This window comes from Acinetobacter sp. CFCC 10889 (genome assembly GCF_003268395.1).
GTDB lineage: Bacteria > Pseudomonadota > Gammaproteobacteria > Pseudomonadales > Moraxellaceae > Acinetobacter.
Window position 1 is genome coordinate 71,839 of the sequence record NZ_LQXQ01000002.1, and the last position, 23,604, is coordinate 95,442.

At 37.9% G+C, this 23,604-nt stretch carries 23 protein-coding genes and 1 pseudogene; 14 read left to right on the plus strand and 10 right to left on the minus strand.

Annotation, left to right across the window (positions count from 1 at the left end):
* Positions 1–35 precede the first annotated feature (35 nt).
* Positions 36–302, minus strand: a complete 267-nt coding sequence (gene rpsT, locus AVJ19_RS00850) for a 30S ribosomal protein S20 (protein ID WP_111857950.1) — start codon at positions 300–302, stop codon at positions 36–38.
* A gap of 212 nt (positions 303–514) precedes the next feature.
* Between rpsT and AVJ19_RS00855 the strand changes: the two genes are divergently transcribed.
* From AVJ19_RS00855 to AVJ19_RS00900, 9 genes and pseudogenes are all read left to right on the plus strand, one after another.
* Positions 515–1,180 (plus strand): nucleoside-diphosphate sugar epimerase, encoded by a 666-nt coding sequence (locus AVJ19_RS00855; protein ID WP_111857951.1) that lies wholly within the window; start codon positions 515–517, stop codon positions 1,178–1,180.
* Between the two features lie 12 nt (positions 1,181–1,192).
* Complete coding sequence (rraA, locus tag AVJ19_RS00860) at positions 1,193–1,705, plus strand: ribonuclease E activity regulator RraA (RefSeq protein WP_111857952.1); 513 nt, start codon at positions 1,193–1,195, stop codon at positions 1,703–1,705.
* 33 nt (positions 1,706–1,738) lie between these two features.
* On the plus strand, positions 1,739–2,524 hold the full coding sequence (locus tag AVJ19_RS00865) for a glutathione S-transferase N-terminal domain-containing protein (RefSeq protein WP_111857953.1): 786 nt from the start codon (positions 1,739–1,741) through the stop codon (positions 2,522–2,524).
* A 130-nt stretch (positions 2,525–2,654) separates the two neighbouring features.
* Positions 2,655–3,011: a hypothetical protein gene (locus AVJ19_RS00870; RefSeq protein WP_111857954.1), complete on the plus strand. Its 357-nt coding sequence runs from the start codon at positions 2,655–2,657 to the stop codon at positions 3,009–3,011.
* Complete coding sequence (locus AVJ19_RS00875) at positions 3,008–3,214, plus strand: hypothetical protein (protein ID WP_111857955.1); 207 nt, start codon at positions 3,008–3,010, stop codon at positions 3,212–3,214. The genes AVJ19_RS00870 and AVJ19_RS00875 overlap by 4 nt, the downstream gene beginning before the upstream one ends.
* 147 nt (positions 3,215–3,361) lie before the next feature.
* On the plus strand, positions 3,362–4,537 hold the full coding sequence (locus AVJ19_RS00885; RefSeq protein ID WP_111857957.1) for a DUF6396 domain-containing protein: 1,176 nt from the start codon (positions 3,362–3,364) through the stop codon (positions 4,535–4,537).
* Between the two features lie 189 nt (positions 4,538–4,726).
* Positions 4,727–8,187: pseudogene (gene mfd, locus AVJ19_RS00890) on the plus strand (transcription-repair coupling factor).
* 239 nt (positions 8,188–8,426) lie between these two features.
* Positions 8,427–8,861 carry an HIT domain-containing protein gene (locus AVJ19_RS00895; RefSeq protein ID WP_111857958.1) on the plus strand — a complete coding sequence of 145 codons (435 nt, stop codon included), beginning with the start codon at positions 8,427–8,429 and terminating at the stop codon, positions 8,859–8,861.
* A 53-nt stretch (positions 8,862–8,914) separates the two neighbouring features.
* Complete coding sequence (locus AVJ19_RS00900) at positions 8,915–10,363, plus strand: adenylate/guanylate cyclase domain-containing protein (RefSeq protein WP_111857959.1); 1,449 nt, start codon at positions 8,915–8,917, stop codon at positions 10,361–10,363.
* A gap of 89 nt (positions 10,364–10,452) precedes the next feature.
* On the opposite strand, the gene fdx is transcribed toward AVJ19_RS00900, so the two are convergent.
* From fdx to AVJ19_RS00940, 8 genes are all read right to left on the minus strand, one after another.
* Positions 10,453–10,791, minus strand: coding sequence for an ISC system 2Fe-2S type ferredoxin (gene fdx, locus AVJ19_RS00905; RefSeq protein WP_111857960.1), 339 nt, complete (start codon positions 10,789–10,791; stop codon positions 10,453–10,455).
* 16 nt (positions 10,792–10,807) lie between these two features.
* Positions 10,808–12,667: a Fe-S protein assembly chaperone HscA gene (gene hscA, locus AVJ19_RS00910; RefSeq protein ID WP_111857961.1), complete on the minus strand. Its 1,860-nt coding sequence runs from the start codon at positions 12,665–12,667 to the stop codon at positions 10,808–10,810.
* Between the two features lie 32 nt (positions 12,668–12,699).
* Positions 12,700–13,215, minus strand: a complete 516-nt coding sequence (gene hscB / locus AVJ19_RS00915) for a Fe-S protein assembly co-chaperone HscB (protein ID WP_111857962.1) — start codon at positions 13,213–13,215, stop codon at positions 12,700–12,702.
* Positions 13,216–13,319: 104 nt separating this feature from the next.
* Complete coding sequence (gene iscA, locus AVJ19_RS00920) at positions 13,320–13,640, minus strand: iron-sulfur cluster assembly protein IscA (protein WP_111857963.1); 321 nt, start codon at positions 13,638–13,640, stop codon at positions 13,320–13,322.
* A gap of 44 nt (positions 13,641–13,684) precedes the next feature.
* The gene (gene iscU / locus AVJ19_RS00925; protein WP_111857964.1) at positions 13,685–14,071 is read right to left on the minus strand and encodes a Fe-S cluster assembly scaffold IscU; all 387 of its coding nucleotides are present in this window, start codon (positions 14,069–14,071) and stop codon (positions 13,685–13,687) included.
* Positions 14,072–14,179: 108 nt separating this feature from the next.
* Positions 14,180–15,397: an IscS subfamily cysteine desulfurase gene (locus AVJ19_RS00930; RefSeq protein ID WP_111857965.1), complete on the minus strand. Its 1,218-nt coding sequence runs from the start codon at positions 15,395–15,397 to the stop codon at positions 14,180–14,182.
* A gap of 1 nt (position 15,398) precedes the next feature.
* Positions 15,399–15,872 carry an Rrf2 family transcriptional regulator gene (locus AVJ19_RS00935; protein WP_111858025.1) on the minus strand — a complete coding sequence of 158 codons (474 nt, stop codon included), beginning with the start codon at positions 15,870–15,872 and terminating at the stop codon, positions 15,399–15,401.
* Positions 15,873–16,014: 142 nt separating this feature from the next.
* Positions 16,015–16,668: a hypothetical protein gene (locus tag AVJ19_RS00940; protein ID WP_111857966.1), complete on the minus strand. Its 654-nt coding sequence runs from the start codon at positions 16,666–16,668 to the stop codon at positions 16,015–16,017.
* 197 nt (positions 16,669–16,865) lie between these two features.
* On the opposite strand from AVJ19_RS00940, the gene AVJ19_RS00945 reads away from it, so the two are divergent.
* Entirely contained in the window at positions 16,866–17,357 is a 492-nt protein-coding gene (locus AVJ19_RS00945; RefSeq protein ID WP_111858026.1) for a phasin family protein, read from the plus strand.
* Positions 17,358–17,505: 148 nt separating this feature from the next.
* The gene (locus AVJ19_RS00950) at positions 17,506–17,778 is read left to right on the plus strand and encodes an HU family DNA-binding protein (RefSeq protein WP_065993948.1); all 273 of its coding nucleotides are present in this window, start codon (positions 17,506–17,508) and stop codon (positions 17,776–17,778) included.
* Positions 17,779–18,448: 670 nt separating this feature from the next.
* Here AVJ19_RS00950 and AVJ19_RS00955 read toward each other — a convergent pair.
* A complete protein-coding gene (locus AVJ19_RS00955) occupies positions 18,449–18,940 on the minus strand; it encodes an internalin (protein ID WP_111857967.1) in 492 nt (163 codons plus the stop codon).
* Between the two features lie 226 nt (positions 18,941–19,166).
* Between AVJ19_RS00955 and AVJ19_RS00960 the strand changes: the two genes are divergently transcribed.
* The 3 genes from AVJ19_RS00960 (at position 19,167) to eno (ending at position 23,047) form a co-directional block, all read left to right on the plus strand.
* Complete coding sequence (locus tag AVJ19_RS00960) at positions 19,167–20,807, plus strand: CTP synthase (RefSeq protein ID WP_111857968.1); 1,641 nt, start codon at positions 19,167–19,169, stop codon at positions 20,805–20,807.
* Between the two features lie 28 nt (positions 20,808–20,835).
* Complete coding sequence (kdsA, locus tag AVJ19_RS00965) at positions 20,836–21,693, plus strand: 3-deoxy-8-phosphooctulonate synthase (protein ID WP_111857969.1); 858 nt, start codon at positions 20,836–20,838, stop codon at positions 21,691–21,693.
* Positions 21,694–21,757: 64 nt separating this feature from the next.
* Entirely contained in the window at positions 21,758–23,047 is a 1,290-nt protein-coding gene (eno, locus tag AVJ19_RS00970; protein WP_068974291.1) for a phosphopyruvate hydratase, read from the plus strand.
* Positions 23,048–23,604 lie beyond the last annotated feature (557 nt).

A 23,604-nucleotide genomic window follows, 5' to 3' on the forward strand; every position in this document is an offset into this window, starting at 1 on the left:
AAAAGCCCTAAAAAGGGCTCTTTTCACGCAACAAATTAGTTAGCTAAAGCTTTAACTTGTGCATTTAAACGGCTCTTATGACGAGCAGCTTTGTTTTTATGGATGATGCCTTTATCAGCCATACGATCGATTACTGGTACAGCTGTTTTATAAGCTTCAGTAGCCGCAGCATAATCGCCAGCAGCAATAGCAGCTACTGTACGTTTAAGATAAGTACGAACCATAGAACGTAAGCTAGCGTTGTGTTTACGTGCTTTAACGTTTTGTTTAGCACGTTTTTTAGCTTGAGCAGAGTTTGCCACTCGTGCACTCCTTGAAATAGATTGGTCTGGGCGGGCTGAAATTACATCTGAAAACCTACATCAGAGAATTTTCACCAGCCCGTAAACAAGTGCCATATTGTGATTAAAGCATGCTGCAAAGTCAAGTCTTGACATGCTTTGACACTAAATAGATGCAGAAAAAAATAAAAGAAAACGTTAGATTATTCAAAAATAAAGGAGATTGTTTAAAAATGACACAAACGATTAAAAGTGCAATCGTGATAGGGGCAACAGGTTTGGTTGGTAAAAGCTTGGTCAAAAAACTGAGTCAACTTTCCCAATGTGAAAAAATTACAGCAATTGTGCGACGTGAAGATTTAGAACTTAAACAACTAGCAAAAGTAGAACAATTGGTTTTGGATGATTTTTTATTACTCAATGATCAGGATGTGAATGGTTTTAGTCATGCCTTTAGTTGCTTAGGTTCAACCCAAAAAAAAGCAGGTTCTAAAGAAAAATTTTATGCGATTGATTATGAGATTAATGCGCATTTTGCTGATCTTTTTCAAACTACAGATACTCAGTTGCTTTTAGTCAGTGCAATGGGTGCAAATGCCAAGTCTAAAATTTTTTATAACCGTGTAAAAGGTGAGCTAGAACATTATGTGCAAGGTTTAGATTTAGCACGTATTTCGATCATTCGACCATCGTTGTTATTAGGAGAGCGAAATGAACAGCGTACTTTAGAAGACCTTGGGCAAAAAGCTTTTCAAAAATTATCGCATTTCATTCCCAATACATTTAAATATAAGCCAGTGACAGCCGAGCAAGTGGCTCATACTATGGTCGAGGTTGCACAAACTCAGACCGCTCAATTTGAAATTTATGATAATTTATACATACAAAATGCCAAATAAAGGAGAACTACATTGACTTCACCCGCTTTTGTAACTTGCGATTTACTTGATGACAATCCTGAAAAAGAGCTGCAAACCTTAATTCCATCATTAGATGGGCGTTTTTTTCAAAGTTATGGCGCACGCAAAAGTTTTGGCGGTCAAATCGTGACTGTGAAATGTTTCGAGGATAATTCACGGGTCAAAGAACTTTTGGCAACGGATGGCACAGGCAAAGTTCTTGTGGTAGATGGTGGTGCTTCTATGCGCTGTGCATTGATGGGCGATATGATCGCTGAGTCTGCAGTTAAAAATCATTGGAATGGTGTGGTGATTTACGGTTGTGTGCGTGATGTCGATGCGATTGCTGAACTTGATCTGGGTGTGCATGCATTGGCTTCAATTCCACAAAAAAGTAACCGTAAGGGCATAGGCGAAGTTGATGTGCCATTGTATTTTGGTAGTGTAACGTTCAATGCAGGTGATTTTATCTATGCGGATAATAACGGCATTGTGGTTGCTAAAGAAAAATTAGTGGATCTTTAAAATTAGGGTCATTGACGCCCGAAGGATAACAAAATGGTGCATCATCAGATTAAAGTCGTACAAGCTTTGGCTTCAGCAATTACAGAAGGTGGACGTGGCGCAAATGGTACGCCATTTCCCAATCAGCCTGAAAAGGCATTAAAGTTGTATGAATTTGAAGGTTCACCATTTTGTCGCCGTGTTCGTGAAGTGATGACCTTATTGAATTTGGATTATGAAGTGTATCCTTGTCCAAAAGGTGGTACGAAATACCGTAAAATTGCCAAAGAACAAGGTGGAAAAGCACAGTTCCCATTTTTAATAGATGAAAATACAGGTGAAAAACTGTATGAATCACAAGATATTATTCATCATCTTTTTAAAAATTATGGCAAAAATGGCAAAACACCAAAAAAATATGCGCATTATCCAAAATTACCTGTGCTTGCATTTGCAGGCACTTTGATTAATGGTGCACGTGGCGTGTGGATCAATAAAAAAATCGTCAATCGTGCTGCACCTGAACAGCTTTTAGAGTTGTGGGGCTTTGAAGCGAGTCCTTATACTCGTGTAGTGCGTGGGGTTTTGACTGAGTTGGAACTGCCTTTTGTCTTTCATAATGTGGCAAAAGAGCGTTGGCAAGATCAAGGACCTTCTGTTCTCCGTTTAAAACCGGGGAAATACGTCCCTTTGGCAGGTGGTAAGCGTGAAAAAGTTGTGCCAATCATGGGGCGTGTAAAAAGTGATATTCAAGTGCCATTTTTGGTTGATCCAAATACAGGTGCACAATTGTTTGAATCTGAAGCTATCGTCAATTATTTAAAACAAAAATACGCATAATCTTATGTAAAGAAGCATCCGAAAAGGGTGCTTTTTTAGCATAGAATAGAAATAGCCTAAGCTAACTCATACTTTAATCTGGGTCGAAATCAGACTAAACTGCATTTATTGTTTAAATGTGGAATCTATGATGTTTGCTAAAATTACTGATTTGTTTAAAGGTAAAGCGGCGAAAGCTGAGCTGGAGTTTTTAGAAAATAATCATATTCAAATTGATTCTGAGCAAGGTTTTATCGTTGATGGTATTGTTTTAAATCAAGAATTGGCGGAGCGTTTGGAATATTTTTCCAACCGAAAATTAAAAAACTTTGATGACTTAAATGCACTGTTTTATAAAGCAATTTTGATCAATGAAAAAATAGACTTGGAAATCGCTTCAGGGCGCTATGTGGCACGACTTGACAATACTGAAGAAAACTTAAAACAGTTAAAAGCCATTATTCAGAAACTGAATGATTATTATAAAGCGTTTAAGCGGGAAAAATGAAAACGATTAGTTTAGATATCGCCAAAGTTGTTGCTTATATTGAAGATTATTGTGCTGTGCTTGCTTTTGCATCAGATCTTTCTGATATGCCTGAGCGCTATTTGGTTTTGACTCGAGCAACAGAACAACAAGATGGTGGGAAAGCAGTTGGTGATTTTGAATGGACCTTGTACTTGATTTTGATGGGGAAATTCAACATTTAACCCATTATGAGCAGGATTCACAACAGCGCATAAGCTTTTACTTTGATGTTGATCATCTGTGTTTGACATTGAATATTTCAGATGAACAGAACATTAATGTAGAACAATGGCTTGAATTGATTTTTAAAAATAACACAAGGCAAATTCATGAAAATTAATACAATACTGAAAACATGGTCTTTAGTGGTTGTGGTGGGAACGTTACAAGGATGTGAGTTGTTTGAAATCTTTAGTGAATGCTCAACATTTACATTAGGCGGCACAGGGCAAACGCCAGAACATTGTGATAAGGCTAAAATGATGGAAATAGCCCAAAATCAAAAAAATTATGATGAATATGTATTGAAGTTACCACAGCCTCTACCATGTGTGAAAGAGCAAAAACTGAAAGTTGATCCTAAAATTTCCAAGATATATACCTATGCGTATTTTACAGAGATCAATAATGAAGACAATAGAGATCCAGAGTTTTGGCTGGGATTGTATCGGTATTACAACATTGCTTTGACATATGGAGATACTCGGGCATTTGATCGTTTAAATCGAATTATTTTGTTGAATCGTATGGGGAGTCTGGAATTAGGTGATCGTGTGGAATATGAACTGATATATCGGCAATATGCCAAATTCAAACCCGCATTTGCAAACTATTATAAATATCGAAGCAATATGATGATAGGTCCTTATTTATATCCGGCTTTACAGGCAGGTAATGTCAATGCAATGTTGAGAGTCGCATCGATTGCTGCAAATGCAAATGATGTTACACAACCTGAGCGGGCAAAAAAAATCAAAGATGATATGTGGATGTGTGCCTCTGAACAGGGAGATGGTTATGCGACCAGAAAGGTAGCAGAGAGGTTACAAGAAGCAGGAAAACATAGAGAAGCACTTGAAAAATATCAATTGGCTTTGGCTCAGGGTGATCGTTCCAGTGCGGAAGTACTATCAAAAATATTTGTATATCAAACAGAAATTGTACCTCAGCGATATTATCAGGATATGATTCGTTATAATCTTGATTTGGGGGCCGATGATCCAGCGCGTTCACAACGTTATAAAGAAATTTTAAAATTATTCAGGGCCTTGCCTTATTTTCTTTCGGATGATGATGAAAAAATTCCTGAATTGAACCAAATTATACCTTTACCTCCGGAAAAACTGCCAAAATGGGATGGTACGATAACAGCAGCTGCTTGGTTAAAGGGTACAGCGCCTGAAAAGCCAGATGAACAATGGTTGACTCAATTGGCTTTAAATGCAGGACTGGATCCTGTGACTGGTCGTCCATTGCCTAAAATTAAACAGGAAGCGGAAAAGTAAGGATTGCAAAAATTGGGCTGAAAGGTCTATTTAAATGGTGGCTTAGCATGCGGATGGAGAGGGCATTATCTTGATGAGGAAAAGGTGGCGTTTCACCATTATTAAATCAACAAGACCAAACAAAATCACTCAACTGTAGAAAGTCATCATGTTAAACTATTGCCCATGTCTTTTTGACCCAAAGCGATTATGTTTAAACAAGAAATTTCTGATCTTAATTTAAAAAAACTCAAAGCAGGCGAAAAGCGTTGGATCGGCTCAATGCTTGGTTCATCGGCTGCATTATTATTCAAAGAAATTTCAGAGCAATCTGAGCAACTATTTGTTTTGGTTGCTCGGAACAATCAGCATGTGGGGCAACTTGAAAGCGAACTTGAGTTTTATGGCATAAAACCAACCATTTTTCCTGATTGGGAAATTTTACCTTATGACCGTTTATCACCACATCAAGATATTGTTTCAGAACGACTTTCGATTCTATCCAATATGCCAACGAAAGGCATTTTATTGGTTTCTGCAACAACTTTAGCACAGCGGGTTGCTCCAACATCTTGGGTGCTCGGTGAACATTTCGATATTAAAGTTGGGCAAAAATTTGACTTAGAACAACAAAAAATGCGTTTGATTCAAGCAGGTTATCACTTGGTCGATACGGTTTATGATCATGGTGAATTTGCGGTGCGGGGCAGCATCATGGACATTTATGCTTCAGGGCAAAATGCGCCGATTCGTATTGATCTGTTTGATGATGAAATTGATAGCTTAAAATTCTTTGATCCTGAAACGCAAAGAACCACCACCAAATTGGAAAATTTTACTGTTTTACCTGCTAAAGAGTTTCCACTGAAAGAAGCACGTTCAACATTCCGTGATCGTTATGCAGAAAGTTTTCCAACAGCAAATCCAAAGAAAAACCCGATTTATACTGATGTACTCGATGGCATTGCTTCAGCAGGATTGGATTTTTATTTTCCATTATTCTTTAGCAAAGACGCCATGCAAGCTCAAAGTAGCCTGACATCATACTTACCAAAGCATTGCATTGTCATTACAGATGAGCATTTGGATGATGGATTAGCAAGTTTTTGGAAAGATGTGATGCGTCGTTATGAAGATCGCCGTCACAATGCAGATCAGCCTTTATTGCCCCCTGAAGAATTATTTATCCAACCAAATCAGGTGTTTGAATATCTCAATCAATTTCCAAGAATCATTGCATCTGTAGAATCTGTAGATGCGTTGAAATCGGGGGCAATTAATTTAACAGCGGAACAACCTGCCAAGCTTGCCGTTGATCCGAAACAAGAACAACCGTTTAAAGTTGTTAAAAAATATATTGATGAAGCCAATCATCCTGTCTTGCTTGTGGCAGAAAGTGCGGGTCGCCGTGAAACGCTGAAAGATGCATTGCGTCCAAGTTTGGGTGAAATTCCTGTTGTTGAGAATTTTTCGGCATTTCAACAGTCGAATTTTTCAGTGGCAATTACCCATGCGCCTTTAGATCGTGGTTTGGTGATTACTGATCATCTTTCAGTAATTTCTGAAAATCAACTGTATGAACATCGTGTGGTGCAGCGCCGCAAAAAACGTCAGCAAGAAGTTTCTGAAGAATTTTTAATTAAAAGTCTGACTGAACTGAATATCGGTGCGCCTGTGGTGCATATTGATCATGGTGTGGGGCGTTATGCAGGTTTGGTGACGCTGAATATTGATGATCAAGATTATGAATTTTTGCAGCTCAATTATGCAGATGAAGCCAAAGTGTATGTGCCTGTGACGCATTTACATCTCATTAGCCGTTTTAGTGGTGGTGATCCTGATCTTGCGCCTTTGCATAAACTCGGTACTGATGCATGGAACAAAGCCAAACGCAAAGCTTTGGAGCAAATCCATGATGTTGCAGCCGAATTATTGCATATACAAGCACGTCGTCAGTCTAAGCCCGGTATCAGTTTTGAGCTTGAACAAAGCAGTTATATGCAATTTTCAAGTGGTTTTGCCTACGAGGAAACACTTGATCAAGCCAATGCCATTGAGGCGACTTTGCATGATATGCAACTTGCTAAACCAATGGATCGTTTGGTCTGTGGTGATGTCGGTTTCGGTAAAACCGAAGTGGCAATGCGGGCGGCATTTGTTGCAGTGCAAAATAATAAGCAGGTTGCTGTGCTCGTACCTACAACTTTGCTTGCACAACAACATTATGAATCATTCAAAGACCGCTTTGCAGATTGGCCGATTCGCATTGAGGTATTGTCCCGTTTTGGCACAAGTAAAACCCATACCAAAACCATTGAGGATTTGGTTGAGGGTAAAGTCGATGTTGTGATTGGGACACATAAAATTCTTCAGGAAAATGTGCAATTTAAAAATTTAGGTTTGATGATTGTTGATGAAGAACATCGTTTTGGAGTACGTGATAAAGAGCGTATTAAAGCCATGCGTGCCGATGTGGATATGTTGACGCTGACTGCGACTCCGATTCCACGAACATTGAATATGGCATTTTCAGGGATGCGTGATCTATCCATTATTGCCACGCCACCTGCACGCCGTTTAGCTGTAAAAACCTTTGTCAATGAACAGACTGATGAAACCATGAAAGAGGCGATTCTGCGTGAATTGCTGCGTGGTGGTCAGGTCTATATTTTACATAATGAAGTCGATAGCATTGAACGTGCTGCGGAAAACATTCGTCATCTTGTGCCTGAAGCCCGTGTAGCGGTGGCACATGGACAAATGCGTGAACGTGAACTTGAACAGGTCATGCAGCAGTTTTATCACAAAGAATATAATGTTTTGGTCTGTTCAACCATTATTGAAACTGGGATTGATGTGCCCAATGCCAATACCATTATCATCGAACGAGCGGATAAACTTGGTTTAGCGCAGTTACATCAATTACGTGGTCGTGTAGGGCGATCACATCACCAAGCCTATGCTTATCTGATGGTGCCTTCAATCAAAGGCTTAAAAGGTGATGCAGAAAAACGTCTTGATGCCATTTCACGTGCATCGACTTTGGGTGCGGGCTTTATGTTGGCAACCGAAGACTTGGAAATTCGTGGTGCAGGCGAATTACTGGGTGAGCAGCAAAGCGGTTCAATGAATGCAATTGGCTATAGTCTATATATGGAAATGTTGGAAAAAGCCACCAAAGCCATTCAACAAGGTAAAACACCAAACTTTGATGCACCCTTGTCATTAACCTCTGAAATTACTTTGCACATGCCTGCGTTGATTCCTGATGACTATCTGGGTGATGTACATCAACGCTGATGTTTTATAAACGCATCAGTAATACCGATACACAGGATAAACTCGATAATATCCGTATGGAGTTAATTGATCGTTTTGGTGTGCCACCATTATCCGTGAAGCAACTGTTTAGTGTGCATCAGATTCGCATTCAGGCTGAACAATTGGGCATCACTAAAATTGATGTTGGGGCACGTGGCGGAGCGATTGAGTTTTCACCTGATACACCCGTGCAAGCCATTACGATTATTCAGCTCATGCAAAAACATCCAACGTGGTTCCGCATGGAAGGTGGTCAGCGCCTGAAAGTGATGGTGATGTTGGAAGAAAATGAAAAGCGGATTCAGTTTATTGTAGACCTTTTGAAAATGCTTTTAGTCGATTTAAAATAGTTTGAAAATTCCAGTTGTTAGATGCTTTAAATGCAGTAATAACTGGAAAAATAAAGCAGGCATGTGTTGTAAAAAACAGTTTAAAAAAAAGTTTTATTATGCTTCGTATGATAAATTTGAGACACTGTTCAAAACAAACTGTATTTATTTGTACTAAAACACAAGTCTAGCAATATTCACGTTAAAACTGATGTGTTAGTATTGGGTATCCTTTTTCATTTTATGTCATTTATAAAGATATGTTTAGTCTGCATCCTCAACTTGCTCAAGATACTTTTTTTGTCGGCGATTTTCCGCTTTCAACATGTCGTTTAATGAATGATATGCAATTTCCGTGGTTAATTCTGATCCCACGTGTGCCTGGTATTACTGAGTTATATGAACTCAGTCAAGCGGATCAGGAGCAGTTTTTACGTGAATCAAGTTGGTTATCTAGCCAATTGTCTCGTGTATTCCGTGCTGACAAAATGAATGTTGCAGCATTGGGTAACATGGTTCCACAATTACATTTTCATCATGTGGTTCGTTATCAAAATGATACAGCATGGCCAAAACCAGTATTTGGTTTACAAACTGTTCCATATTCAAATGAAGTTCTCGCACATATGCGCCAGACTTTGATGTTGGCATTGCGTGGTCAAGGGGATATGCCTTTTGATTGGCGTATGGATTAAGTTCTATTGCGTATATGAATAGATAAATAATCAATGACATTCGAGGTTTTCATTTGCCATTAGATCGTATGTTAGATAAGCAACCTAAACAGTTTGAGATATTCCAACGTTTGATGGGATATATCATGCTTGCGATGTTGTTGGTTATTTATTATTTCACAACACCAAATGCACATAACCAACTTTATGTGCCGATTTTTATTTTCTTTATTTTTCTGATTAGTCCAAGGTTATCACGTTGGTTGGAATACCAGTATGGTGCGCTGGTACGGCGTAATGTGTATTTCCTCATAGATGTGATTGTTGTATCAACTGTTTTGGCAGCAGTGCATCTCAGTCTAGTAATTACTTTTATTTTATTTTTTAGTGTAATTTACATTGCAGTCAATTATAAAGTTTCCATGATGATTAGTTCATTGGCAATTTTAATTAGTATTTTGGTTTTTTATTTTAATATTATTTTTATTTTTGGTTTCGATGATTATTTTCAACAAACTTCGATTGAATTAACAATTTTAAGTTTTATTGGATTAATTATCTTTATTAATGTCGCCAATTATTATCAAAATAGAAGAATGAAGCGTGTAGATACTCAGCGTGAAAATTATTTTAATGAGATGAATCGTTATATTCAGTTATCTAACCAACTCAGTCGTTATGCACCATTACAATTGTGGCAGTCGATCATGCGTGGTGAAACTGAGGCAAAATTAGAATATAAACGTAAAAAAATTACAGTATTTTTCTCAGATATTCAGGGTTTTACTGAATTGTCTGAAACATTGATTCCTGATGATTTAGCATTTGTTTTGAATGACTACCTTAGCCATATGACTGAAATTGCCAAGCAATATGGTGCAACGATTGATAAGTTCATGGGTGATGCAATCCTAATTTTCTTTGGCGACCCAGATTCGCAAGGTGTTGAACAAGATGCAAAAAATTGCCTCGATATGGCACTTGCGATGCGTCAACAGATGAAATTTTTGCGGGCACGTTGGGAACAAATGGGCTATGCACCTTTGCATATCCGTATGGGCATTAGTACAGGGTATTGTCACGTTGGAAATTATGGGGCAGTACATCGTATGGCTTATACGATTGTAGGTCGTGATGCGAATTTAGCTGCACGTTTGCAAAATGCTGCGGAAATTGATGAAATTTTGATTTCAGATGATACTCATAAATTAGTGAAAAATAGTTATTTATGTGCACCGAAAGAGCCGATGGAGTTAAAAGGTATTCATGATCTAGTGAAGACTTGGCAGGTGATGGAAAAATATACCAATATTCATAATGAAAATGAACAATGGTTTGATTATGAATACAAAGGTTTTCATTTGGTGTTAAATATGCAAGAAGTGCAAAACTTTGAATATACTGAATTGGTAGAAGTTTTGGAAAAAATGATTGCACGAATTCAATTACAGCAAAAATTAACAAACTCTATGGGAGTTGCACAACTACGTAGAGAAGATGAAATTATTTCTCCATCTAATTAGTTACATGTTTGATTTTTATGTATTCTTCATAAATATTAATTTAAAAAATAAGCCACTATTTTAAGTGGCTTATTTTTATTTCATAAAAATCAGTGGTTTTCTGATGCATGGTTGATGGTATATTTTGGAATTTCAATTTCCATATCTTCATCAGTGATTTTGACTTGGCAAGACAAGCGAGAGTCAGGTTCTAAGCCCCAAGCACGGTCAAGCAGATCTGCTTCGACATCATCCATTTCATCTAGATTATCAAAGCCTTGGCGTACAACAACGTGGCAAGTTGTACATGCCTTTGACATATCACAAGCATGTTCTATTTTGATCCCATTGTCCAATAAGCTTTGGCAAAGATTGCTATTTGCTTCAACTTCAAACTCAGCACCATTTGGGCAAATTGTTGCATGAGGTAGTACTTTAATACGTGGCATAGTCTTTACCTATAAATTAGTTTGAGTTTGACCAGTCATCAAGTTTTGTGCCTTTGAGTGCATGATCAATGTGTTGATTCATACGTTCAGCAGCAAAAGCATCACTATGGGTTTTAAGTTTTTCCACAGCATCTTCAATGGCTTGGATATTATCTGTTGCAAGTTGTGCAGTTAAATGTGCTTGTGCTTGAGTTAAGGCATCTAACTGTTCAGTCGCAAGTAATTGCGCATCAGCTTTGAGGGCTTGCGTTAAAGCTTCTAATTCACGTTGTGCTTCAATTTTAGTTTCATGCAAATGACGTAAATGCTTATCTTCTTCAGCAAATTTATAGCCATCTAAGAGTAAACGTTCGGTATCTGTATCAGACAAGCCATAAGACGGTTTAATGTCAATTTCAGCATGTACACCTGAAGTTGTTTCTTTTGCAGAAACAGTAAGTAAACCATCTGCATCGACTTGGAAAGTCACTTCAATACGTGCCTGACCTGCAGTCATTGGTGGAATACCACGCAGTACAAAACGTCCAAGGCTACGGCAATGTTCCACTAAATCACGTTCACCTTGTACGACATGGATTAACATTGCAGTTTGACCATCTTGGTAGGTGGTGAATTCTTGACGGCGTGCAACAGGAATTGCAGTATTACGTGAAATTAAACGTTCTACCAAGCCACCCATGGTTTCTAATCCAAGAGAAAGTGGGGTTACATCTAAAAGCAATGAACCATCTTGGCTATTGCCAATCAATTGATTGGCGGTAATTGCTGCACCGATCGCAACAACTTCATCAGGGTTGATGGTGCATAGAGGCTCTTGATTAAATACTTCGGCAACTGCTTTTTGTACGGCGTATGAACGAGTCGAGCCACCCACTAAAACGACGTTTTGAATGTCTGTTAATTCAAGTTTTGCATCACGTAACACACGTTTACAGACACTAATCGTTTTATCCAAAGCAACTTGAATGATCTGTTCAAAATTTTCACGGTTAAGCGTTAAAGTTTGCTCTAAAAGTTTGAGTTCAACCGATTCATTGTCAGATAAAGCTTCTTTGGCTTTACGTGCTGTAACTACAAAATGTGCATATTCAGCATCATCAAGGGTTTCAATGTTGAGTTGTTTTTTTGCCCATTTCACAATTAAACGGTCTAAGTCATCACCACCAAGTGCGGTATGACCACCCGTTGCGAGAACTTCAAATACACCTTGTGCAAAACGTAAAATTGAAACGTCAAACGTACCACCGCCCAAATCATAAATAACATAGTTACGATCTGTTGCAAGATTGGTCTCTTGGTCTAAACCATAAGCCACCGCTGCAGCAGTCGGTTCATTTAATAAACGTAAAACATTTAAACCAGCAAGTTGTGCTGCATCACGAGTTGCTTGACGCTGAGCTTCATCGAAATAAGCAGGCACAGTAATTACTGCACCATTCACAGGATTTTTTAAACTTGATTCGGCACGATCTTTGAGTTGTTTTAAGATTTCAGCAGAAATTTCGACGGGTGTTTTACGCCCTTGTGCGGTTTCAAATGCAGGCATTTGATTATCTTCACCCACTAAGGTATAGGGATGTTGAAATTTAATATCTACTTTTGAGCGACCCATAAAACGTTTCACTGAAACGATGGTATTTTTTGGATCTGTAGTCACAAAAGGTTTGGCTGCATCACCATATTCTGTAGAGTTTTTTGAATAATGTGCAATCGAGGGGAGTAACACACGACCTTGTTCATCATTCAGTACTTTGGCTTTGCCTGATAATACAGTCGCAACAAGTGAATGGGTTGTGCCTAAATCGATACCAATGGCAATACGATGTTCGTGTGGCGCACTTGATTGTCCAGGTTCTGCAATTTGCAAGAGTGCCATTGTGTTACATCCTTAATAAAAAAATAAATAAATTAAAAATCATCATCTAAGTCAAAATCTTCGTCATCTAAAAGCCGATCCTCAGCTTTATCAATGTCATTCATGACTTTTTGGAAAAAACGCAATTTGCGCACGGTATCACGTGCATCTGCCCAATCTTCATCGGTATAGTCAATTTTAAACTCACGCACTAAGCCATCGATCCATTGTTGGACTTCATTTTTTAGTGAATGTAATTGTTCAATATCACGAGACTCATCCAATTGTTCACGAATTTCTAAAGCAGACTGTAGAAATTCAAAATCATTAATGGATTGATCTAAATGATGATCTTGCTTTTTCAGAGAGAGGAGGTAAGCCGCACGGCTATCGACATGAGATAAGACTTTATAAGCTTGATTAATTTCACTAGATTTAATCAAGGCTTGGTCTTTATCTTCGGCTTTATCAGGATGATATTGTTGCTGCAATTTTAAAAAATTTGATTTTAATGTTGCTAAATCAATATCGAGTGCTTCTGGGAGATCGAACAGCTCAAAATGACTCATGGGAAATATTCATCCACGATTGGGTTTGCATAAAATAGCAGAATTAAATGTGATTAAAACAGTGTGGGACACTGTTTTAATGCGAAACAAAGGCAAAGTTGCTGTTAAACGGTAAAAGATTCACCGCAACCACATTCACCTTTTTTGTTTGGATTGTTGAATTCGAAGCCTTCATTTAGACCATTTTTTACATAGTCCATTTCCATGCCATCCAAATACACCAAACTCTTTGGGTCTACAAAAACTTTTACACCAAACTGTTCAAACATTTGATCATGTGTATCAGCGTCATCGACAAACTCAAGCACATAAGCCAAACCAGAACAGCCTGAAGTTTTCACACCAAGACGAATACCTTCACCCTTACCGCGATTTTTTAAATAATTGCTGATATGAGTTGCAGCATTTTCAGTTAAATGGATCATGAAAACTCCGTTAATTCACTTTCTGTAAATGGTTAAAAGCAAAATTAAGCTTTAGCTTTTTTGCTGCGATAGTCTTCAACAGCGGCTTTAATTGCATCTTCTGCAAGTACAGAGCAGTGAACTTTGACTGGTGGCAATGCGAGTTCAGTTGCGATGTCGATGTTTTTGATCGCTTGAGCTTGGTCTAAAGTTTTACCTTTCAACCATTCAGTAACCAATGAACTTGATGCAATTGCTGAACCACAACCGTAAGTTTTAAAACGTGCTTCTTCAATTACGCCATTGTCATCTACTTGAATCTGTAGACGCATAACATCGCCACAAGCAGGTGCACCGACCATACCTGTACCTACGTTTTCAGCATTTTTATCTAACACACCAACATTACGAGGGTTTTCGTAATGATCAATTACTTTTTCACTATAAGCCATGATGCTTCTCCAAACCTCGGGGTCAGCGTTGATAATAAATAATATTGGGACATCTTTTTGATTTTCAATGAGAACAACTCAAAAAGATGTGATCAATAATATCTTGAATTAATGTTCAGCCCATTCAACTGAATCTAAGTCGATGCCTTCTTTATACATGTCCCAAAGTGGAGAAAGGGCACGTAATTTTTCAACAGCAGCTTTAGAGATTTTGATCACATGATCAATATCTTCTTCAGTTGTGTAATGACCGAAACTGAAACGAATTGAACTATGAGCAAGTTCATCTGAAAGACCTAAAGCACGAAGAACATAAGATGGCTCTAAAGTAGCAGATGTACATGCTGAACCAGAAGAAACTGCAACATCTTTGAGTGCCATCATTAATGATTCACCTTCAACAAAGTTGAAGCTAACATTTAAATAGTTGGCAACGTTAAACTCTGGGTGACCATTTAGAAATACCTGTTCTAAATCTTGCAAACCATTCCACAGCTTGTCACGGAGGATACGTAAACGCGCTTGTTCTGCATGTAATGTTTTACCTGCAAGCTCAAAAGCTTCACCCATACCCACGATTTGATGGGTTGCAAGTGTACCTGAACGCATACCACGTTCATGACCACCACCATGCATTTGTGCTTTGATACGAACACGTGGTTGACGACGTACATAAAGTGCGCCAATGCCTTTAGGACCATATACTTTATGACCTGAGAAGCTCATCAAGTCCACTTTCATGGTAGAAAGATCAATTTCTACTTTACCCGCAGCTTGTGCAGCATCAACATGGAAATACGTTTTATTGGCACGTGTTAACTCACCAATCGCAGCAACATCAGTCACTGTACCAATTTCATTGTTCACCATCATCAATGAAACAAGAATAGTATCTGGACGTAGTGCAGCCTGAACCATTTCAGGGGTAATCAAACCAGTACGAGCTTCAGGCTCAAGATAAGTAATCTCAAAACCTTCCTCTTCAAGTTCACGACAAGTATCTAAAATTGCTTTATGTTCAATTTTAGATGTGATGATGTGTTTACCTTTTGAAGCGTAAAACTGAGCGATACCTTTAAGTGCAAGGTTGTCAGATTCAGTTGCACCTGAAGTCCAAACAATTTCACGCGGGTCAGCTTTGATCAAGTTTGCGACTTGCTCACGTGCATATTCAACTTTTTCTTCTGCTTGCCATCCATAAGCATGTGAACGAGATGCTGCGTTACCAAAGATACCGTCAAAGGTTAAGCATTCCATCATGCGTTCAGCAACTTGAGGATCGACAGGAGTTGTTGCTGCATAGTCAAGATAAATAGGACGTTTCATGTCAAATACCTGTAGCCGATAAAAGGGCTGAATCTAAACTTGGAGTGTTTTGGCGTAGAGCAACAGTTTGCACGTTGTCTCGTGAAACGAGATCAGCAAGTGTAATTTTAGCTAAATAATCGGCGATATGATGGGAGAGTTCTTGCCATAAATCATGCGTTAAACACATCGCACCATTTTGGCAGTTGCCTTTGTGGTCACAACGTGTTGCATCAACGGTTTCATTTACGGCTTCAATAATTTCTAATACTGTAATTTCTTCAGCATTGCGCGCAAGAAGATAACCACCGTTGGCTCCACGAACACTTGAAACTAGACCATTGCGTTTAAGTTTGGCAAATAATTGCTCAAGATAAGCAACAGAGATAGTTTGGCGTGCTGCAATTTCAGCAAGCGTGATCGTTTGTTCAGTTGGCTGCAAAGCTAGATCAAGTAGAGCAGTCACTGCGTAGCGACCGCGAGTAGTAAGGCGCATGATTCGATACACATGTTATTAGACTAGATGTGTTGATTTTATGAATCCTGACTAAAATAGTCAAGTATTTTTCGGTTTAATTCAGACTAATTTAGTAAGGTATTTTTTGTGTTGTGTTTAATTTATTGTTTAAATTGACTTATCAAGAAAATATTTGCCATAAATTATACACAATTAACGTAATAAATAGAACTGAAATCACCGATAAAAATATATTTATCGTTTTTTGTTTTTGCTCCATACGGCGAATACGGTTTTGGTATTGCTTCACCTCTACTTGTAAAGTATTGATTTTAGAACGTTGTTGATCAATTTTCTCTAACAAAGGAGCAATACGCTTTTTTGAACCTACGCCAGTTTCATCATGGTCTGGATTTGTAAGCCATTGTTTCCAGTCGGAAAGTAATTTGGGAATGGTTAAAGGTAAAATGAGATCATGAAATTTATCTTTCAAAATTTCATCACCTTCAATACGCAATTTCTTCATGCTGCGGCGATTGGCAAAAGCAAAAATTTGGATGAGATCTAAAACGGTACTACTGACAGTTAAATCTACAGGTTTTTCAGGTGCTTTTAGATCAAACAAAATGCCTTTGTCCGTAAATTGAACATAGAAATCGACATAAGGAATGTAACTATTTATTTTAATGGTGATTTGTTGAGCAATAAAAAATTTTGCATGTAAGCGAACCACGCGGTCATGTTTTAATACAAATGAATAAAATGTTTCCAAAATAATCATTAAGGTATTAAGCAACAAACGACTTTGACCTTGTTTTTGTTGCGATTCGCTCATAAATAAATCCTATAATTTGTACAGAGAGTCCAATCTCGTGTTATACCTATGGTGAACTGGTTCACATTTAAATAAAATAAATTACTTTGCTTTGTAGAACAGTTTAGCAAAAGGTTCAAGTAATTTATTTGTTATTATGACGATATTTCACATTTTAATGATTAAATTGCACATAAAGCATGCAGGAGGGAAAAGAAATGGATTTAGAACAGCAAGAATCACAGGATGATTTAAAACTGAACTCAACAAAAGAAAAAACGCAGATAAAAGAAAAATCTTCACGTAAATCTCCGCTTGATTTTAGAAAATATACCAAACAAATTTGGCTCGCAGGTTTGGGGGCTTTTTCACGTGCAGAAGAGGAAGGTAATAAATTATTTGACTCTTTGGTCAAGGTGGGTGAGGAGCTTGAGTCTAAAAGTGTTGAAGATACTGAAGTGGAGCAATCTGCAAAGAATGTGGTTGAGAAAACCAAGGAAACAGTCACTGAAACTAAGGAAAAAGTTGAAAAGACTTTAGATCATCATGTGAATCATTCGCTGAATCGTATTGGCTTGGTGACGGCAAAGGATCTACAGCATTTAGAGACTTTGATCTTGCAATTGCATCAAAAAGTTGATGGTTTGGTAGAAGAAAATCAAAAATTGTCAGATCAACTACAAAAAATAGTCAGTCAGCCAACAGAATAAACCTATTTTGCATTTTTTATAGATTATTTTGATGAAAAGCATTGTTGCAGTCTTGCGTTTCCCCCCAAAGCATTGCTATAAAGTCTGCATGGCCTTTCAAACCACAGCTTTTGATATTAAACGAACGATATAAGAGGACGTAATCTTCATGAATAAATCAGAATTAATTGACGCGATTGCAGAAAAAGGGGGATTGTCTAAGACTGATGCTGGTAAAGCATTGGATGCGACTATTGCTTCAATTGGTGAAGCGTTAAAAGGTGGCGATACTGTAACTTTAGTTGGTTTTGGTACTTTCAGTGTAAAAGAGCGAGCAGCTCGTACTGGTCGTAACCCAAAAACTGGTGAAGAGCTTCAAATTAAAGCAAGTAAAGTACCAAGCTTTAAAGCGGGTAAAGGGCTTAAAGATTCTGTTGCTTAATCTTTGATGCTTTAGAGAATGCCCCAATCGGGGAAATGCCAATCAATTTAGAAATTGATTGGCATTTTTTGTGCTCAATGTTTTATTTTTTTGAATATGCTTAAATTAAGATGTTGAATTTATGAATAGAAAAACTGGAGGTGTTTCAAAAAGTATGCTGACTATATTTTGCTCACCATCTCAATATTATAAAATCTTGAAAAGATAGTGCATTTAGTTTCTATATTTTCAATTTTTCTATTGACAGATTTGAGTAGCATACTTTTTAGAACACCACCCAGCAATTATCTATGATTTAACAATTGGTTATCTTATTTATAATAATGCAAAGTTACAACAAATGTATAAAATTTTATATCATAAAGATGTTGAGATCGAAGAAGATTCAAGAGCATATTATTTGCAATGCCCTTGTTGTGGTTTTTATGGTTTATCCTTAGAACTAGATTGGGATGGGTGCAGTATTTGTTTATAGGAATATGATGGACAACATGAAACATGTTACTCACTTGCCAATCGTATGACCATGATTGAATATAGGCAAAATTTTTATAAAAAAAATTCTAAAGTTGAGCTAGAAAAAAATTACATCAGTGACCAATCTATATAAAGACAAAAAAATCCAGCATTATTGCTGGATTTTTTATTGGAACTGTTAAAAAGCTCAGAATTAGTTTTTCAAAGCAGGTGTAGCAGCAGCAATCGCAGCCGCTACAGCATCATCTTCAGTTTGAGCTGTACCTGAACTTGCTTTAGGTGTAGGAGCGACTTCGGCACGTGCAGTTTCTACAGGTGCAGGTTTTGCCTCAGGCTTTGGTGCTGCTGGTTTAGGCTGTTCTACACGTGCAGTTTCAGTGTTGTGTTGAACAGGGCGAGGTTCTGGACGTGGTGCAGGCACAGCAGCAGGTTGCTGAGTTTGAGTTGTTTCAGATGATCCATTGATTTGTTGGGTAGAGCCATCTTGACTCACTTGCTGTTGATCATTTTGATCATGTTCAGCAGTTTCAAGATTTTCAAACTGAGCAGGCTGTTGAGCAGGTTGCTGCGTTTGAGTTGTTTCAACTTTTTCAGGTTCATCATTTTTAGGTTCTTCTTTTTTCACACATGCTGTTAAAACAAGACCTGTTGCAATCAAACCACAAATTAAAAGTTTCTTATTCATATTGACACAAAATATAGCTTCTAGAGAGTAAGCCTATTATAACAGTAAAATTAGAGATAAAAATCATCTACTGAAATGTTAATTTTTGATTGGAAATGCTGATAGAATAGCCAATTGTTTATTGTTCTATGAATTGATGTGAATTGACTTTGCTTTCTAGGTACAAGGTAAAGTAAAATCGCACAACATTGTAGGCCGATTTAGGCTCCATTGTATGAGAAACTTAATGACCCATTTTATATTCGTCACTGGTGGTGTTGTATCATCACTAGGTAAAGGTATTTCAGCTGCTTCAGTTGCTGCACTTTTAGAAGCCCGTGGTTTAAAAGTGACCATGGTCAAAATGGATCCATACATTAATGTCGATCCTGGGACGATGAGCCCATTCCAACACGGTGAAGTTTTCGTGACTGAAGACGGCGCTGAAACGGACTTAGACTTGGGTTATTACGAACGTTTCTTACGTCGTGCTAAAATGACCAAATTGAATAACTTTACTTCAGGTCGTGTTTACCAAGATGTTTTAAATAAAGAACGTCGTGGTGATTATCTTGGTGGTACTGTACAAGTTATTCCACATATTACGGATAATATTAAAGAACGTGTTCTTCGTGCAGGCGAAGGCTATGACGTGGCGATCGTTGAGATTGGCGGTACAGTCGGTGACATTGAATCTCTCCCATTCATGGAATCAGTACGTCAGCTCATGGTTGAACTTGGTCATAAACGTACCATGTTAATGCATTTAACATTATTGCCATATATCAAGTCTGCTGCGGAACTTAAAACTAAACCGACACAGCATTCTGTAAAAGAATTATTGTCAATTGGTATTCAACCAGACATTTTGATTTGTCGTACTGAACATGATGTCGATGCTGACACCACACGTAAAATTGCATTATTTACGAATGTTGAAGCACGTGCTGTTGTAGTCTGCAAAGATGCACGTTCAATCTACCAAATTCCTCGTACATTCTATGAGCAAAATGTTGATGATTTAATTTGTGAACGTTTTGGTTATAACGATTTACCAGAAGCTGATCTAACGGATTGGGATAATGTGGTAGAAGCATTGTTAAATCCTGAATATACCGTTCGTGTTGCAATGGTCGGTAAATATGTTGAACTTCCAGATGCTTATAAATCTGTGAATGAAGCACTTTTACATGCAGGCATTCAAAACCGCGTAAAAGTTCAGATTGATTATGTTAATGCTGAAGATTTAGAAGGACAAAATCCTGCTGAAATCTTAAAAGATGCGGATGCTATCCTCGTTCCGGGTGGTTTTGGTGAACGTGGTACAGAAGGTAAGATGCAAGCAATTCAGTTTGCTCGTGAAAATGGCGTGCCATTCTTAGGTATTTGTTTAGGAATGCAATTGGCTGTGATTGAATTTGCACGTCATGTTGCAAATATGCCAGAAGCGACATCTACAGAGTTTAACCGTTCAACTAAGTTTCCATTGATTGGTTTAATTACTGAATGGTTAGATGAGCGTGGTGAAATTCAACACCGTTCTGTAAATTCTGACCTTGGTGGAACCATGCGTTTAGGTGCTCAAAAATCTGAATTGGTTGAAGGCACTAAAACACGTGAAGTGTATGCAAATGCAGAAATTATTGAGCGTCATCGCCATCGTTATGAAATGAATGATCGTTTTATTCCTGCGATTGAACAAGCTGGTATGAAAATTTCAGGTTATTCAGCGGATCAACATTTGGTAGAAACTGTAGAAATTCCTAAACATCCTTGGTTTATTGCGGTACAATTCCACCCAGAATTTACCAGCTCACCACGTGATGGACATCCATTATTTGCAAGTTTTATTGATGCTGCGAAAAAACAGTATCAAAAAAGCAAATAAGCGAGCAGGACACAACTAGGAAGTTTAAATGTCACAATTAAAACCACAAGAAATTGTACGTTTAGGCGATATACAAATGGCAAATCATTTGCCATTTGTACTATTCGGCGGAATGAATGTACTTGAGTCGAAAGACTTAGCTTTTGAAATTGCAGAAACATATGTCGATATCTGCAAACGTCTTGAAATTCCTTATGTATTTAAAGCGAGCTTTGATAAAGCTAATCGTTCGAGTTTATATTCGTTTCGTGGTCCAGGTTTAGAAAAAGGTATTGAGTGGCTTGCAGACATTAAAAAACATTTTAATGTGCCAATCATTACTGATGTTCATGAACCTTACCAAGCAGCGCCTGTTGCAGAAGTTGCTGACATTATTCAACTTCCTGCATTTTTAAGTCGTCAGACTGATCTTGTTGAAGCAATGGCGAAAACACAAGCCATTATTAACATCAAAAAAGCACAATTCCTTGCACCGCATGAAATGCGTCATATCCTGAACAAATGTTTGGAAGCAGGAAATGACAAACTGATTCTGTGTGAGCGTGGTTCAGCATTTGGCTATAACAACTTAATCGTTGATATGCTTGGTTTTGATACCATGAAAGACATGAATGTGCCAGTGTTCTTTGATGTGACACATGCACTTCAAACACCGGGTGGTCGTGCAGATTCTGCGGGCGGACGCCGTGCGCAAATCACCACACTTGCGCGTGCGGGTATGGCAACAGGTCTTGCTGGTTTGTTCTTAGAGGCACATCCAGATCCTGAACAAGCCAAATGCGATGGACCTTGTGCATTACGTATGTCTCAGCTAGAGCCATTCTTAGCACAGTTAAAAGAATTGGATACCTTGGTGAAAGGTTTCAAAAAGCTAGATACACACTAATTTTTACAATTAGATGCGCCTGAGATATGGCGCGTCGTTTTATTAATCAACTGAGGAATTGTTCATGAGTCAAATCGTTGACATTCGTGCACGTGAAATTTTGGACTCTCGTGGTAATCCTACCATCGAAGCAGACGTTATCCTAGACTCTGGCGTTGTTGGCCGTGCATGTGCACCATCTGGTGCTTCAACTGGTTCTCGTGAAGCTTTAGAACTTCGTGACGGTGACAAATCACGTTACTTGGGTAAAGGTGTTCGCACTGCAGTTCAAAACGTAAATGGTCAAATCAAAGACTTATTAAAAGGTCAAAACGTATTTGAACAAAAAGCGCTTGATGACAAAATGATCGCGCTTGATGGCACTGAAAATAAAGAAAAATTAGGTGCTAACGCAACTTTAGCGGTATCGCTGGCTGCTGCTCGCGCTGCATCTGCTGAAAAGAAAACTGAATTGTTCCAATATATCGCTGACTTACGTGGTCAAACGACTTTATCTATGCCTGTACCTATGATGAACATCATCAACGGTGGTTCGCATGCAGATAATACTGTAGATATTCAAGAGTTTATGATTGAGCCTGTAGGTTTTACTTCGTTCTCTGAAGCTTTACGTGCGGGTGCGGAAATTTTCCATTCTTTAAAATCTGTACTTAAAAAACAAGGTTTAAATACAGCAGTGGGTGATGAAGGTGGTTTTGCACCTAACCTTCGTACCAACGAAGAAGCGATTACTGCGATTCTTGAAGCAATTGGTCAAACTGGCTATAAAGCAGGTTCTGACATCATGCTTGCGCTTGACTGTGCATCTTCAGAATTCTATAAAAATGGTCAATATGTTCTTGCAGGTGAAGGCAACAAAGCATTCACAAGCAACCAATTTGCTGACTATTTAGCAGGTCTTGTGAAGCAATATCCAATTATCTCTATTGAAGATGGTTTGGATGAGTCTGACTGGGAAGGTTGGGCTTACTTGACTTCGATCCTAGGTGATAAAATCCAATTGGTTGGTGATGACTTATTCGTTACAAATCCTAAGATTTTACAACGTGGTATTGATGAGAAAATCGGTAACTCGATTTTAATCAAATATAACCAAATCGGTACGTTGTCTGAAACTTTAGATGCAATTTACCTTGCGAAAGCAAATGGTTATAGCACTGTCATTTCTCACCGTTCTGGTGAAACAGAAGATTCTACAATTGCAGATCTTGCTGTGGGTACTGCTGCGGGTCAAATCAAAACGGGTTCACTTTCACGTTCTGACCGTATTGCGAAATATAACCAATTGCTTCGTATCGAAGAGTTAACCAATGCAGTTTACCGTGGTAAAGCTGAATTTAAAGGTTTGAATTAATCGTTATTGATTGATTTAGATTGAAAAAAACCACTCTGAAAAGGGTGGTTTTTTTATGAGCACTATGATTTTTTTATAAATAGGCTTTAAAATAAACAATAAAATTCAATTTTCAGATTCAAAGAAATTCAGTTCTAGGATGTATTTTTATAATTAAAGTTTGAATTAATGCTATATATTGTAATTGGTAGAGTATCAGATGGTATATATTTTATGCTTGCTAAAAAGTATTGCGTACCCAATTTTTGATTGATTTTATATAGTCCTGTTCATACTTGCTCATGAATTTTTATTGCTTCTATATTTTGTTGTGAATGATGTGAATTCAAGGTGATATTACTTAGTTTGAATATGACACTTTAGAAATAAAATTTATAATAGTATTTGTACGGGATAATATGCCCTTGAGGGGAAGCTCTAGTCAAATAGTTATAATGCCTTTGTGTAAGATAGACTTTTGTTCAACTTTTGCAGTTTTGCTACAGTTTGACATTCTCCATCCATCTGATTTGATGTATATTGAGTGCATAATTCAATGCTGCTTTTAACCCACAAAA